Origin of the sequence: Paractinoplanes hotanensis, from assembly GCF_023717965.1 — a bacterium.
Classification (GTDB): Bacteria; Actinomycetota; Actinomycetes; order Mycobacteriales; family Micromonosporaceae; genus Actinoplanes; species Actinoplanes polyasparticus.
In genome coordinates, this window is record NZ_JAMQOL010000013.1 from 81,602 (window position 1) to 95,528 (window position 13,927).

Consider the following 13,927-nt stretch of genomic DNA (forward strand, 5'->3'; position numbering starts at 1 on the left):
GGTTGACCAGATCGAGCGCCGTCACGAGGTGACACAGCTGCCCGCGCGGTCACCCTGCGCACCAGCATCGATCTGCCCGACGCGGACCGCTCCGCGACCGTGGCGCCGGCGGGCGTTGACGGTGTTACCGCCCTCGACCTCGGCCCGTCGGTCCCGGCCGCCGTCGAGCGAAACGGCGACGACCAGCGCCGGTGAGGACGACATCCCTCACAGGTAGCTGACACCAGTCAGCTTCTCCGCCGCCGTCCAGAGCCGCGCGCCGACGGCCGGGTCGGCGGCCTCGCGGCTCAGGCGCGCCTCGGTGACCCGGCCCCGCGTCTCAGCCAGCCCGGCCGGTCCGAAGAACTGGCCGCCCCGTACCCCGGGGTCAGTGGCCGCGCGAAGCTGCGGGAGGGTGCCCTGTTCCACCGGCTGCGTGGCGAGCAGCCCGATCGTGGCGAGCACGCGCCCGAGCCGGCCTCGGTGCTCCCAGGCCCGGGGCGTCAGGTTGGTTCGGGTGAGCCCGGGATGAGCCAACACGCTGCGGATCGGGGACCCGGCCGCGCGCAGCCGGCGGTCCAGCTCGAGGCCGAACACCGTGGTGGCGAGCTTGGAGCGGCCGTACGCCGATGAGGCGCGATAGCCGCGCTCGGACATCAGGTCGTCGAAGTCGAGGTGGGCGCCCTTGTGGGTGATCGAGCTCAGGTTGACCACCCGGGGCTCGTGCCCGGCGGCCAGGGTGCCGAGCAGCAAGCCGGTCAGCGCGAAATGGCCCAGCATGTTGGTCCCGAGGTGCAGTTCGAAGCCGTCGGCGGTGGTGCGGCGCGGGCCGAGCAGCACCACGCCGGCGTTGTTGACCAGCAGGTCGACGGCGGGGTGGGCCGCGGACAGCTCGGCCGCGAAGGCCCGTACGGACTCGAGCGAAGCCAGGTCGAGCTCGCGCACCTCGACGTCAGCGCCGATCCGGCCGGCGGCCGAGGCCCCGGCGGCAGTGTCGCGCACCGCCAGCACCACGTGCGCGCCGCGGCGGGCCAGCTCGGTCGCGGTGACCAGGCCGAGGCCCGAGTTCGCGCCGGTCACGACGGCGACCCGCCCGTGCTGATCGGGCATGCGGTCGGCGGTCCATCCGGTCATCGGATTCTCCTCAGGGGGTGGACCAGCGACGCTACGAGCGATTCGGACCGGCTCCGTCGTACTCGGTTGCCTAGGTCTGCGGGACCTACCGTCGGTGGTCCGGGCCGGGGCACACTGGCGGCATGACCCATCCGCACGCTCGTGAGCTCGGCAGCTTCCTGCGCGCCCGGCGCAACCGGCTGAGCCCGCACGACGTGGGCCTCGAGCCGGGCGGCCGGCGCAAGGTCACCGGCCTGCGACGGGAGGAGCTGGCCCTGCTGGCCGGGCTCAGCACCGACTACTACCAGCGCATGGAACAGGGCCGCGAGGTCCGCCCGTCCGACGACGTGCTCGACGCGCTGGCCGGCGCGCTGGCCCTCGACGACCAGGAACGCCGGCACCTGTTCGCCCTGGCTCGCGCCGCTCGCCGGCCGGCGCCGTCGGAGGTCCGCCGCGGCCCCGAGCTGGTGCCCGAGAGCACGCGGCGGTTGCTGCGGGTGATGGACACCCCGGCGGTCGTCCTCGGCCGCCACCTCGACCTGCTCGACTGGAACCCGATGGCGGAGGCGCTGCTCGGCGACCCCGTCGACTATCCGCCCGACCGGCTCAACATGCTGCAGCTGATGTTCGACGACACGCGCACCGGCGAGCGCAGCTGCCCGGACTGGGAACGGCAGGCCCTCGAGTACATCGGCATGATGCGCACCGCGGTCGCCACCGATCCCGCCCATCCGCGCGCCACCGCGATCGTGGGCGAGCTCAGCATCCGCAGCGCCGAGTTCCGCCGGCTGTGGGCGCGCCACGACGTCCGCGAGTCGGTCAGCGGCACCAAGACCTTCCGGGCGGCCGAGGTCGGCGACATCGACCTGCATTGGGACACTTATCCGCTGCCGGGCAGCCCCGGGCCCGTCATGCTGGTCTTCACCGCCGAGCCCGGCAGCGCCGACGCGGACCGCCTGCGGCTGCTGGGGACGCTCCACGCGAGCCGCCGCCGGCGATAGCCGGCCACTCACCAGGAACCTGAGCCGGCGTGCGGCCCCGCCCCTCTTGACACGCACCCTATATTCAGTTCGTCTTTATATGGAGGTGCGTACCCTATGCGCGAGCCTACGTTCTGGATCCTCACCGCCCTGGCCACGGAACCCCGCCACGGTTACGCGCTGATTCAGGAGGCCGACCGCCTGTCCGACGGCCGGGTCAAGCTCCAGGCCGGCACCCTCTATGCCGCGCTCGACCGGCTGGTCGATGAGGGCCTGGTCCAGCCGGACCGGGAGGAGATCGTCCGCGGGCGCGCCCGGCGGTACTACCGCCTCACCGACGACGGCGCGACCGCCCTGGACGCCGAGGTGGCACGCCTTCAGGCCGGTGTTGACGCGGCGAACGCCCAACTGTCCGCCCGTCGGTTCGGGCTGGGTCAGGCCACTGCGGGTCCGGTGATCGCGTGACGACCGGGGCCGAGGGGCCGAGTCGCCTGGAACGGCAGCTTCGATGGCTGCTGATGGCCTACCCGCCCGGCCCGAGGCGGGAGGAGCTGCTGGACACGATCCTCGACGGCGAGCAGGAGGGCGGACGGCTTCGTCCGTCGGCGCGACAGGCGCTGAACCTGCTGCGCCACGGCATGCGGGCCCGTCTCGGGCATCCGCGGAGCCGCGCCGTCGTGGTGCTCGCGACGCTGGTGACGCTGCTGGCCGGGGTCTTCGGCGCGGCAGCCGCAGCACCACTGGGCTGGGCAGTGACGCCGTCGTTGCCCGACGGCGCCGCGTCGGACGAGCTCAAGCGGGAAGTCCTTCCCGGCCTGACCGTCTGGGGCGGCGGTGACGCGGCCCGGTGGGTGCGGACCGGCGACGGGGAGGGCTGGCAATACGGCTTCGCGGAGTACTGGGCGCAGCACACCGACGAGCCGCGGGATGTGGCCGCCTACAGCCGGCAGGTCCGTGACCGGCTCGCGGCGCAGGGCTGGAGGATCCGCGGCGACGTCGAACTCGCCCAGCCCCTGCCGGACGAGGAACCGCCGACATCGACGTCCGCGTCCTTCTGGGCGACCCGGGACGGTCTGGTCCTGCACTTCGAAGACAGGGCGGCCTTGCGCGACTCCGGACGCTACGCCAGCTTCACCGTTTCGCACTCGGCTCCGGTGGTGCTGTGGATCATCACGCTGATCGGCGGGCTGGCTGGCGCGCTCATCGGCTGGCTGGTGACGGGATGGGTCGCGCGCAGGGCTCAGGGGCGCCGGCTGCTGCGAGCGGTCGCCGTCGTGTCCACAGCGGCCGGGTTGGTGATCCTGCTGCCGCTGGTGGCATTCGTGATGCTCTACTCGATTCCCGACGCCGCCCCTCGGCTCGTCGATGAGAAGTTCTTCCTCGGCATGCGAGGGGTGCTGATCGGGCTGTGGCAGCCTGCTCTGCTTTTCGGGTGTGTGATGCTGCTTCTGGCGGCGACGCCGCGTCGGAGCGAGCGGTCGCGGCCGGCCCGCATCGCGGCGTTCGGCGCAGCCGTACTGGCCCTGGTCTCGGCGGGATTCGCCGGCCGGGCGCCGCAGCTCGTCGAGAGCGCCCGTTCCGCCGCGGCCGCCGATCGGACCTGCGTGCTCGCCACACCGGTCTGGGACGCGACGAACGGAGACCCGCTCAGCTACCACGCCCGGATCTTCGTCCTTCCGAAGACGACGGCGGAACAGCGCAATCTCGTCGACGCGGCAATCGCCCGCAACCCCGGAATGCGGGGCTACAACTTCTCCTTCGACCCCACGTCCGCGGCCTATCGCGATGCCTATTGCGGCGGTGCGCCGCTCCCGCCCGAAGCCGGGAAGGACCTGCCGTACTTCTGGGACGTGGACCTGAGCAGCCCGGGAGTGCTGCCGGGTCTCGCCGCCGAGGTCAGTCGCCTCCCCGGCGTCCTCGCGGTGAAGTCCGCGTAACACTCCGCGTCCGCCGGACACGCCGCGCCGGCAGGCAAGTAGTGGCACTACGCGCGGGACCACGACTGGTTGGATCCGCCCGTGCAGTCCCACAACTGGATGCGGGCGCCGTTCGCTGTGCCGTTCTGGGTCACGTCGAGGCAGCGTCCGGAGGCCACTCCGGTGACGGTGCCGTTGCCGTTGACGGTCCACTGCTGATTGGCGCCGCCGTTGCAGTCGTAGATGACGACCGGTGTGCCGTTGGCGGTTCCTCTGCCTCGGGCGTCGAGGCACTTGGTGCCGTACACCCGCAGTTCCCGGGCGGACGTGCCGGTCCACTGCTGGTTCGTACCCGTTCCGCAGTCGTAGATGGCGACCTGGGTGTTGTTGACGGTGGCGGCGCCGGGAACGTCGAGACACCGGCCCGATCCGCCGTTGCGTAGCCGGTTGCCGGGCGCCGGGTCGGTGCCGGTGAGGCCCCAGCTGTACCGTAGCCGCCCCGCTCCCGTGACGTTCGGAGTGGTCAGGGACAGGTTGGTGCCGCTGCCCTGTAGCTTCTGCATGGCGTACCAGTCGTCGTTCTGCCCCGCGGTGATCTTGCCGCCGATGCCGGGCCAGTAGACGGAGCCCATGCCGAGCTCGCGGAGCACCTGGGTGGTGGCGCGGAAGTAGCGGACGAAGTTGTCGGCGCTGTTGGCGTCGTCGTAGTTGAGGCCCGTGTCCATGGGGGCGCCGAACTCGTCGATGACGGTCCGGTCGGCGCAGCTGCCGACCGCGTCACGCAGGAAGTTCACCCAGCCGTCGTACGTCTTCGCGCCGCTGAAGAACGTGTAGTGATGCAGCGACAGGTACGTCCCGTCGAAGCGGCTGTCCGAGCACATCGTCTTGATGTCCTGATTCAGGCCGGAGCCGCTGATGAACACGCGGTTGCGGGGCACCGACGGCCGCGCGGCGAGCCACGCGGCGGCCACATTCTTCCAGTCGGCGGCACTGTAGCCGCCTGGCTCGTTCATCGGCTCGAAGTAGACCAGCGGGTTGGCGCCGTACTTGGCCACGACGGTGTTCCACATCGCGTTGAAGGCGGCAGTGTCGGTGACCCGGCCACCGGACGACGCCCGGCCGTCGTCCCAGAAGGACAGGATGACCTTCATGCCGCGGGCGGTCGCCGAGTCCATGACGCCGGTGTAGGAGTTCCACCACGCCGTGCCGACGGAGACGGTGTTGATCGGCAGCCGGACGGTGTTGGCGCCGAGATTGCGCTCGAAGCCGGCGAGGACGGCGTCCGCCTTGGCGCGGACGGTGGCGTAGCTGTCGCTGCTGTTCAACCCGTACAGAACCAGCGGCTCTCCGGTGAAGTTGTCGCCGGCACGGGCCCAGTTGACGCCGCGGAACTGGCTCGTCGCGGCCGACGCGCTCGGTGCGGTGGCTACCACTGCCAGCGGGATCGCCGCCAGCGCTGTCACGGCGGTGGCCAGCGCCGCGACGACGCGGCCCGCCCCGGGCCATCCGATCCTGTGGCGCCACGACGGAGGATGCGCCACGGGACGAACTGTGCCCGACACGATGGCTGCGCGGGCACGCGTCATCCGCCGTCGGATCATGGTGATCCCCCTCTGGGACAGTGTGAACGTAGACATTGGGATCCATCTATACAACACACGTCATACGAATTACTACGGCCCGCTGCATCAAATCGCAGGATCCGCAGAACGGTGAGGATCAGGTAGCCGCCGGCGCAGGCGCTGAGGGACTCTCCGCTTTGGATGGCCGGTTGGGCGCCCCCGAAGTCTCGGTGAAGACGCACGCGCCGCATTGACTTGTTTCTATCTTATGTCTAACGTGTGACGTCACACGATTCTTTGATTCACCGGTACGCCAGCATGTTGTTAACGTTAACAGTCCCCCGGCGCGAAGGTGTGACCATCCATGAGAAGACGCGCGATGGCGGCGGCAGCGACCGCCGTTCTAACGGCCGCCGGGCTGGTGGCGACAGTCATCGGCCCCGATTCGCCGGCCGCCGCCCACCCGGTCGACGCGGCTGACTTCCAGCAGGTCGAGCTCGCCCGAGGGGTGGGAGAACTGGGCGAGCCGATGTCGATGGCGGTGCTGCCCGACCGCTCGGTGTTGCACACGGCCCGCAACGGCGTGCTGCGCCGGACCACCGGCGCCGGGGTCACCACCACGATCGGCACCCTGCCGGTCTACACGCACGACGAGGAGGGCCTGCAGGGCGTCGGCGTGGATCCGGGCTTCGCCGCCAACCGGTTCATCTACCTCTTCTACGCCCCGCCGTTGTCCACGCCCGGCGGTGACGCGCCGGCAACCGGCACGGACTTCTCCGCGTGGAACGGGGTGAACCGGCTGTCCAGGTTCACGCTCAACGCCGATTACACCCTCAACACCGGCAGCCAGGCGACCGTTCTGGAGGTGCCGACGAATCGCGGCATGTGCTGCCATGTCGGCGGCGACATCGATTTCGACGCGGCCGGCAACCTCTACCTGTCCACAGGGGACGACTCGAATCCGTTCGATTCAAGTGGTTATACCCCGATCGACGAGCGCACCAACCGCAACCCGGTCTACGACGCGCAGCGCAGCGCGGGGAACACCAACGACCTTCGTGGCAAGGTGCTGCGGATCAAGGTGAATCCGGACGCGACGTACTCGATCCCCGCGGGTAACCTGTTCGCGCCCGGCACCGCGCGGACCCGTCCGGAGATCTACGCGATGGGCTTGCGCAACCCGTTCCGGCTCAGCGTCGACAAGCCGACCGGCGCGGTGTACGTCGCCGACTACGGACCCGACGCCGGCACGACCAGCTCGACACGCGGACCGGCGGGTCAGGTGGAGTTCAACCGGATCACCTCCGCCGGCAACTACGGCTGGCCCTACTGCACCGGCTCGAACACGACGAACGAGACCTATGTGGACTACATGTTTCCGTCCGGACCGTCGGGGAACCGGTTCAACTGCGCCGCGCCGGTCAACAACTCCCCGCGCAACACGGGGCTGACCAACCTGCCGGCCGCGCGCCCGGCGTGGATCAAGTACGACAACTGTTCGCTGGCCGCGTTCGGCTGCGGCTCGGAGTCGCCGATGGGTGGCGCGGTGTACCGCTACGACGCCGCCAACCCGTCCGCGGTGAAGTTCCCGTCGACCCTCAACGGGCACTACTTCGCGATGGAGTTCGGCCGGCGCTGGATCAAGAGCATCGACGTCAACGCCGACGGATCCGCCGGGCAGATCAGCGACTTCCCGTGGCGCGGCACGCAGATCATGGACAGCGCCTTCGGCCCCGACGGAGCCCTGTACGTGCTGGACTACGGCACCGGCTGGGGCAACGGCGACGCGAGTTCCGCCCTGTACCGCATCGAGTACAACGGGGCCGGCAACAACCAGTCGCCGATCGCCCGCGTCGCGGCCAACCCCTCGTCCGGCGCAGCACCGCTCACCGTCGCCTTCTCCTCGAGCGGCTCGTCCGATCCCGAAGGCGGGGCGCTGACCTACTCCTGGAACTTCGGTGACGGCAGCACCTCGTCGGCGGCCAATCCCAGCCACACGTACGCCACCACCGGCCAGCGCACGGTGACGCTCACCGTGACCGATTCCGCCGGTCTCACCGCCAGCGCCTCGACCACGATCTCGGTCGGCAACACCGCCCCCACGGTCGTGCTGAACACGCCGACCGACGGGGCGCTCTTCGCCTTCGGCGACAGCGTGCCGTACACGATCACGGTGTCGGATCCCGAGGACGGCTCCGTGGACTGCTCCCGGGTCAAGCTGAGCTACCTGCTCGGTCACGACGACCATGCTCATCCGATCAGTTCCAGCACCGGATGCTCGGGAACGCTGCAGATCCCGGTGGACGGCGAGCACGACACGGCGGCCAACCTGTTCGCGGTGCTCGACGCGGAATACACCGACCAGGGCGCCAACGGCCAGCCCGCGCTGACCACCCGGGCGCAGAAAATCCTCCAGCCCCGGCACCGGCAGGCCGAGCACCGGAACACCCAGTCGGGCACCTCCCTGTTCAGCAAGACGACCGCCGAGGGCGGGCAGACGGTCGGCGACATCCAGAACGGCGACTGGATCGCGTTCCAGCGGTACGCGCTCGCGGGCGAGAACCGTTTCACGGCCCGGGTCTCGTCGGGTGGCAGCGGCGGCACGCTCTCGGTGCGCGCCGGATCGGCCACCGGCACGGTCCTCGGATCCGTCACGGTGCCGACCACCGGTAGCTGGGAGACCTTCACCGACGTGTCGACGACGCTGTCCGCCGCGCCGGCCGGCACCGCCACCCTGTACCTGACGTTCAGCGGCGGCTCCGGGACGCTGTTCGACGTGGACGCGTTCACGATCGGCACAGCCCCGAGCAGCGGTGGCACCGGCCGGATCGTCGGCGCGAGCGGCTCGTGCGTCGACGTCAACGGCGCCAGCTCCACCGACGGCACCAAGATTCAGCTCTGGACCTGCGGCACCGGGACCAACCAGCAGTGGACCCGCAACGGCAACACCTGGCGGTCACTGGGCAAGTGCATGGGTGTGGCCGGCGGCGCGACCGCCGACGGCAGCCTGGTGCAACTGTCGGCCTGCAACGGCTCGGGCGGTCAGAACTGGACGGCGGGAGCCAACGGATCGGTGGTCAACACCGGCTCAGGCAAGTGCCTGGACGCCAACGGCGGCAGCTCCGCCAACGGCACCCAGCTGATCATCTGGACCTGCCACGGCGGCACCAACCAACGCTGGACACTGCCATGAGAGGGATTCCGGCCATGCGAGCAATCACCCGCACACTCCTGGGCGCGGCGGCAGCGGTGCTGCTGTCGATCGCCGGCACCGGCGCAACACCGGCGTACGCCGCCGACGCGCCGTACGACGTACTGGTCTTCTCCAAGACAGCCGGCTTCCGGCACGACGCGATCCCGGCCGGCATCCAACTGATTCGTGACCTCGGGGCGGCCAACAGCTTCACAGTCACCGCCACCGAGGACGCCATCCAGTTCACCGCGGCCAACCTGGCCCAGTTCGAGGCCGTCGTCTTCCTCAACACCACCGGCGACGTGCTCAACACCACCCAGCAGAGTGCCTTCGAGAACTACATCCGGTCCGGCGGCGGGTTCATGGGCGTGCACTCAGCCTCCGACACCGAATACGACTGGCCGTTCTACGGCCAGCTGGTCGGGGCGTACTTCTCCTCGCACCCGGCGATCCAGCAGGCGACACAGCGAGTGGAGAACCGGGCACACGCCGCCACCGCCGGGCTGGCCCCCACGGTGACGCGGACCGACGAGTGGTACAACTTCCGGACCAATCCCCGATCGTCGGCCCGGGTGCTGTCGACGCTGGACGAGTCGAGCTACTCCGGTGGCACCATGGGCGGCGACCACCCGTACACCTGGTGCAAAACCCTCCAGGGTGGACGGTCGTTCTACACCGGGAACGGCCACACCCAGGCCAGCTACACCGAGCCGGGCTTCCGGGCGCTGGTTCTCGGCGGCATCAGGTACGCGGCCAACCGCACCAAGGCCGACTGCCGGCCGGAAAGCGGCTACACCGCCCTCTACAACGGCGCCACCACCGGCTGGTCCCAGGCCGGGCCGGGCGGATTCAGCAACAGCAACGCGACCCTGACCTCGTCCGGCGGGCTGGGCATGCTCTGGTACAGCACGAAGGAGTTCCGCTCCTACTCGCTGAAGCTCGACTGGATGATGCCGGGCGACGACAACTCCGGGGTACTGATCGGATTCCCGGCCAGTAGCGACCCGAACTCGGCCATGACCAACGGGTACGAGGTACAGATCGACGCCACCGACACGGCGGACCGGACCACCGGCTCGGTGTACGGCGTCAAGTCGGCCGACATCGCCGCCCGCGACGCGGCGCTGAATCCACCGGGTGAGTGGAACACCTACGAGCTGCTGGTCGACGGGGAACGGCTGCAGGTCTTCCTGAACGGCGTCGTCGTCAACGACTTCACCAACACGGATCCCGCGCGCTCGCTGACCTCCGGCTACATCGGCATCCAGAACCACGGCGCCGGCGACGACGTGTCGTTCCGCAACATCCGGATCAAGGAGTCGGGGAGCACGACGCCCCGGACCGGCCCGATCACCGGCGCCACGGGCAAGTGCGTCGATGTCAGCGGTGGAAGCTCCGCCGACGGTACGAAAATCCAGCTGTGGGGTTGCACCGGCAGCGCCCACCAGCAGTGGACGGTCAACGGGAACACCTTGCGCTCGCTCAACAAGTGCATGGGTGTCGCCGGCGGCAGCACCGCGAACGGTGCGCTGGTCCAGCTGTCGACCTGCAACGGGTCCGGCGGCCAGAACTGGGCTCCGGGGGCCAACGGCTCCCTGGTGAACCCGCAGTCCGGCAAGTGCCTGGACGCCAACGGCGCGGGCTCCGCGGACGGGACTCAACTCATCATCTGGACCTGCCACGGCGCCGCCAACCAACGCTGGACCCTTCCGTCATGACCGACCTGACACGCAGAAGACTCCTTGCGGCCGGGATGGCCGGGGCCGGGGCGGCTCTGCTGCCGGGGTGGACAGCGGCCGCCAAGGCCGGTGCGGCGCCACCGGCCGGTGTGCTGGCCGCCGGGGACCTCGCGCTCTGGTACGACGAGCCCGCGGGACGGACTGGCTGCGCGCCCTGCCCATCGGCAACGGACGCCTCGGCGCCATGGTGTTCGGCAACATCGACACCGAACGGCTCCAGCTCAACGAGGACACCGTGTGGGCGGGCGGACCCTACGACTCGGCCAACACGCGGGGCGCGGCCAACCTCGCGGAGATCCGGCGACGGGTCTTCGCCGACCAGTGGGTCCCGGCCCAGGATCTGATCAACCAGACGATGCTCGGCAATCCGGCCGGGCAGCTGGCGTACCAGCCGGTCGGCAACCTCCGGCTCGCCGTCGGCAGCGCCACCGGCGCGTCCCAGTACAACCGGACGCTGGACCTGACCACGGCCACGGTGACCACGACGTACGTGCTGAACGGCGTGCGGTATCAGCGGGAGGTGTTCGCGAGCGCGCCGGACCAGGTGGTGGCGGTCCGGCTGACGGCCGACCGCGCCGGCGCGATCACCTTCGCCGCCACGTTCGACAGCCCGCAACGCACGACCGTGTCCAGTCCCGACTCCGCGACGATCGCTCTCGACGGCATCTCGGGCGACATGGAGGGCATCGCCGGCTCGGTCCGGTTCCTCGCTCTGGCCGGCGCGAGCGTCACCGGGGGCACGGTCAGCAGCTCCGGTGGCACGCTACGGGTCTCCGGCGCCACGAGCGTCACCGTGCTGGTGTCCATCGGCTCCAGCTACGTCAACTACCGCACCGTCAACGGTGACTATCAGGGCATCGCGCGACGGCACCTCGCCGCCGCCCGTGCCGCCGGCTTCGACCAGCTGCGCGCCCGGCACGTCACCGACCATCAGGCCCTCTTCAATCGGGTGACGATCGACCTGGGGCGTACGACGGCGGCCGATCAGACCACCGACGTGCGGATCGCCCAGCACGCGAGCGTCAACGATCCGCAGTTGTCGGCCCTGCTGTTCCAGTACGGCCGGTACCTGCTGATCGCCTCGTCGCGACCGGGCACCCAGCCGGCCAATCTGCAGGGCATCTGGAACCAGGAGATGGCCCCGTCCTGGGACTCCAAATACACCATCAACGCGAACCTGCCGATGAATTACTGGCCGGCCGACACCACCAACCTGTCCGAGTGTTTCCTGCCCGTCTTCGACATGATCAAGGATCTGACGGTGACCGGGGCCCGCACCGCCACCGCGCAGTACGGCGCCGGCGGCTGGGTGACCCATCACAACACCGACGCCTGGCGCGGATCGTCGGTAGTCGACGGCGCCGTGTGGGGCATGTGGCAGACCGGCGGCGCCTGGCTCGCCACGATGATCTGGGACCACCACCTGTTCACCGGGGACGTCGAGTTCCTGCGCGCCAACTACCCCGCCATGAAGGGCGCCGCGCAGTTCTTCCTCGACTCGCTGGTGACCCACCCGACCCTGGGCCATCTGGTCACCAACCCCTCGAACTCCCCGGAGCTGCCCCACCACGCGAACGCCAGCGTGTGCGCCGGGCCGACCATGGACAACCAGATCCTGCGCGACCTCTTCAACGGCGTCGCGCGCGCCGGCGAGGTCCTCGGCGTGGACACCGCCTTCCGCACCCAGGTTCTGGCGGCGCGCGACCGGCTGGCGCCGACCCGGGTCGGCTCGCGCGGCAACATCCAGGAGTGGCTCGCCGACTGGGTGGAGACCGAGCGCAACCACCGGCACGTCTCCCACCTGTACGGCCTGCATCCGAGCAACCAGATCACCCGGCGGGGAACGCCCCAGCTGTACCAGGCCGCGCGCCAGACGCTGGAACTGCGCGGCGACGACGGGACGGGTTGGTCGCTGGCCTGGAAAATCAACTACTGGGCCCGGCTGGAGGACGGTGCGCGCGCCCACAAACTCCTCCGCGACCTGGTGCGGACGGACCGGCTCGCGCCGAACATGTTCGACCTGCATCCGCCGTTCCAGATCGACGGCAATTTCGGCGCCACCTCCGGGATCGCCGAAATGCTGCTGCACAGCCACAACGGCGAGCTGCACGTGCTGCCCGCACTGCCGTCGGCCTGGCCGGCCGGCAGCGTCACCGGTCTGCGGGGCCGGGGCGGGCACACCGTCGGCGCCTCGTGGAGCAGCACCCGCACCGAACTCGTCATCACGCCCGACCGCGCCGGTACGGTCCGGGTCCGCAGCCGAGTCTTCACCGGCGCCTTCGACATGCGCGACGAGACGAGCGGCGTAGCTGTGCAGCCGACACGGCTGGAGGCCGACCTCGTCCAGTTCACCGGTCAGGCCGGCCACACCTACCGCGCGTCAGCCGTACGGTCGGGTCCGGTGGAGACCGGCGTGAACTACCGGCTGGTGGCCCAGCACAGCGGGAAGTCCGCCGACATCAACGGCGCGTCGGCCACCGCCGGCGCGCAGCTCATCCAGTGGCAGGCCAGCAACGCCCTCAACCAGCAGTTCGACTTTCTGTCCTCCGACGGTGGCTACTACCGGATCCGGGCCCGGCACAGCGGTCTGGTGCTGCAGGTCGCCGGCACGAGCACCGGCGCCGACATCACCCAGCAACCCGACGCCAACACCACCAACCAGCAGTGGCGGGTGGAGGATCAGGGCGGCGGAGTGGTCAGGCTCCTCAACCGCCAGAGCGGACTGGCCATGGACGTGTGGCAGGCCGCCACCGCCGACGGCGCGCGCATCTCCCAGTGGACCCCCGGTGGCGGCGCCAACCAGAGGTTCCAACTCCAGCGCATCCAGACCTGACGTGCACCGAGCAGGCGGCCTAGACGGTTCCGGCGTAAAAATTCCATGACCACACCACGGCGTACGCGACACCGGCCACCGTCACGAGCATGAGCAGGCCAAAGACGAAGGGCCAGGCCCAAGCGACGGTCTCCCGGTCGTTCGATGCGACAGACATGATCACTCCCGAAGACGTCGTTGCGATTGACGCTCCTGATTCTTCGATCCGGCGGCCCTTCCCACATCGGCACGTGGGTGGACCCGGCGCGGCCCGACGTATGACTTTGGTGGTAAGCCGGGTCGCGCCGCCTTCATCGAGGTGCCGCGCCGGCTCAGCCCAGGGCCGGCTCATCGACCGGAACTTCGCGGCTCGCGTTCGTCACCGCGGGGTGGCCGGACGCGCGCGGCCCAGGCACGCGTCCGGCCGATGGGCCGCCCCAGCCCCACGCCGCGACGACCCGGTGAGCCGGCGAGCGACGAGGAGCGCGCGCACCGGCCTGAAGGGCCGCTTCCTAAGACGGCGCCAGACCCGCCGTTGTTGAATCGACCCGCCAGATTTCTTCAATGGCGCCCGGGCTGCCTGGTGAGGAACGCCTGGCCTGGACGCCGTCCTCCCGCATTGGATCCCGCTCA

The 13,927-nt window shown here is 70.0% G+C and carries 10 protein-coding genes; 6 read left to right on the forward strand and 4 right to left on the reverse strand.

Annotation, left to right across the window (positions count from 1 at the left end; translation table 11 throughout):
* Positions 1-21 precede the first annotated feature (21 nt).
* Positions 22-204: a hypothetical protein gene (locus tag LXN57_RS11090; RefSeq protein ID WP_251797958.1), complete on the reverse strand. Its 183-nt coding sequence runs from the start codon at positions 202-204 to the stop codon at positions 22-24.
* Positions 205-207: 3 nt separating this feature from the next.
* The gene (locus LXN57_RS11095) at positions 208-1,113 is read right to left on the reverse strand and encodes an oxidoreductase (RefSeq protein ID WP_251797959.1); all 906 of its coding nucleotides are present in this window, start codon (positions 1,111-1,113) and stop codon (positions 208-210) included.
* A 122-nt stretch (positions 1,114-1,235) separates the two neighbouring features.
* Here LXN57_RS11095 and LXN57_RS11100 point away from each other — a divergent pair, with 122 nt between their 5' ends.
* The 3 genes from LXN57_RS11100 (at position 1,236) to LXN57_RS11110 (ending at position 4,009) form a co-directional block, all read left to right on the forward strand.
* A complete protein-coding gene (locus LXN57_RS11100) occupies positions 1,236-2,093 on the forward strand; it encodes a helix-turn-helix transcriptional regulator (protein ID WP_251797960.1) in 858 nt (285 codons plus the stop codon).
* 96 nt (positions 2,094-2,189) lie between these two features.
* On the forward strand, positions 2,190-2,537 hold the full coding sequence (locus LXN57_RS11105) for a PadR family transcriptional regulator (RefSeq protein ID WP_251797961.1): 348 nt from the start codon (positions 2,190-2,192) through the stop codon (positions 2,535-2,537).
* Entirely contained in the window at positions 2,534-4,009 is a 1,476-nt protein-coding gene (locus tag LXN57_RS11110; RefSeq protein WP_251797962.1) for a hypothetical protein, read from the forward strand. Before LXN57_RS11105 ends, LXN57_RS11110 begins: the two co-directional genes overlap by 4 nt.
* Positions 4,010-4,056: 47 nt before the next feature.
* Here LXN57_RS11110 and LXN57_RS11115 read toward each other — a convergent pair whose 3' ends face one another.
* On the reverse strand, positions 4,057-5,529 hold the full coding sequence (locus LXN57_RS11115) for a ricin-type beta-trefoil lectin domain protein (protein ID WP_251797963.1): 1,473 nt from the start codon (positions 5,527-5,529) through the stop codon (positions 4,057-4,059).
* 385 nt (positions 5,530-5,914) lie between these two features.
* Between LXN57_RS11115 and LXN57_RS11120 the strand changes: the two genes are divergently transcribed.
* The 3 genes from LXN57_RS11120 to LXN57_RS11130 all read left to right on the forward strand — a co-directional run bounded on the left by LXN57_RS11120 (position 5,915) and on the right by LXN57_RS11130 (position 13,315).
* Positions 5,915-8,743 carry a PQQ-dependent sugar dehydrogenase gene (locus tag LXN57_RS11120; RefSeq protein WP_251797964.1) on the forward strand — a complete coding sequence of 943 codons (2,829 nt, stop codon included), beginning with the start codon at positions 5,915-5,917 and terminating at the stop codon, positions 8,741-8,743.
* 14 nt (positions 8,744-8,757) lie between these two features.
* On the forward strand, positions 8,758-10,461 hold the full coding sequence (locus LXN57_RS11125) for a ThuA domain-containing protein (protein WP_251797965.1): 1,704 nt from the start codon (positions 8,758-8,760) through the stop codon (positions 10,459-10,461).
* 205 nt (positions 10,462-10,666) lie between these two features.
* On the forward strand, positions 10,667-13,315 hold the full coding sequence (locus LXN57_RS11130) for a glycosyl hydrolase family 95 catalytic domain-containing protein (protein WP_369077275.1): 2,649 nt from the start codon (positions 10,667-10,669) through the stop codon (positions 13,313-13,315).
* A 19-nt stretch (positions 13,316-13,334) separates the two neighbouring features.
* Here LXN57_RS11130 and LXN57_RS11135 read toward each other — a convergent pair whose 3' ends face one another.
* Positions 13,335-13,472 carry a hypothetical protein gene (locus LXN57_RS11135; protein WP_251797966.1) on the reverse strand — a complete coding sequence of 46 codons (138 nt, stop codon included), beginning with the start codon at positions 13,470-13,472 and terminating at the stop codon, positions 13,335-13,337.
* Between the last annotated feature and the right edge of the window lie 455 nt (positions 13,473-13,927).

Coding starts and splice junctions, on each gene's coding strand:
- LXN57_RS11090 (WP_251797958.1), bottom strand. CDS start 204: ATGTCGTCCTCACCGGCGCTGGTCGTCGCCGTTTCGCTCGACGGCGGC.
- LXN57_RS11095 (WP_251797959.1), bottom strand. CDS start 1,113: ATGACCGGATGGACCGCCGACCGCATGCCCGATCAGCACGGGCGGGTC.
- LXN57_RS11100 (WP_251797960.1), top strand. CDS start 1,236: ATGACCCATCCGCACGCTCGTGAGCTCGGCAGCTTCCTGCGCGCCCGG.
- LXN57_RS11105 (WP_251797961.1), top strand. CDS start 2,190: ATGCGCGAGCCTACGTTCTGGATCCTCACCGCCCTGGCCACGGAACCC.
- LXN57_RS11120 (WP_251797964.1), top strand. CDS start 5,915: ATGAGAAGACGCGCGATGGCGGCGGCAGCGACCGCCGTTCTAACGGCC.
- LXN57_RS11125 (WP_251797965.1), top strand. CDS start 8,758: ATGCGAGCAATCACCCGCACACTCCTGGGCGCGGCGGCAGCGGTGCTG.
- LXN57_RS11130 (WP_369077275.1), top strand. CDS start 10,667: ATGGTGTTCGGCAACATCGACACCGAACGGCTCCAGCTCAACGAGGAC.
- LXN57_RS11135 (WP_251797966.1), bottom strand. CDS start 13,472: ATGTCTGTCGCATCGAACGACCGGGAGACCGTCGCTTGGGCCTGGCCC.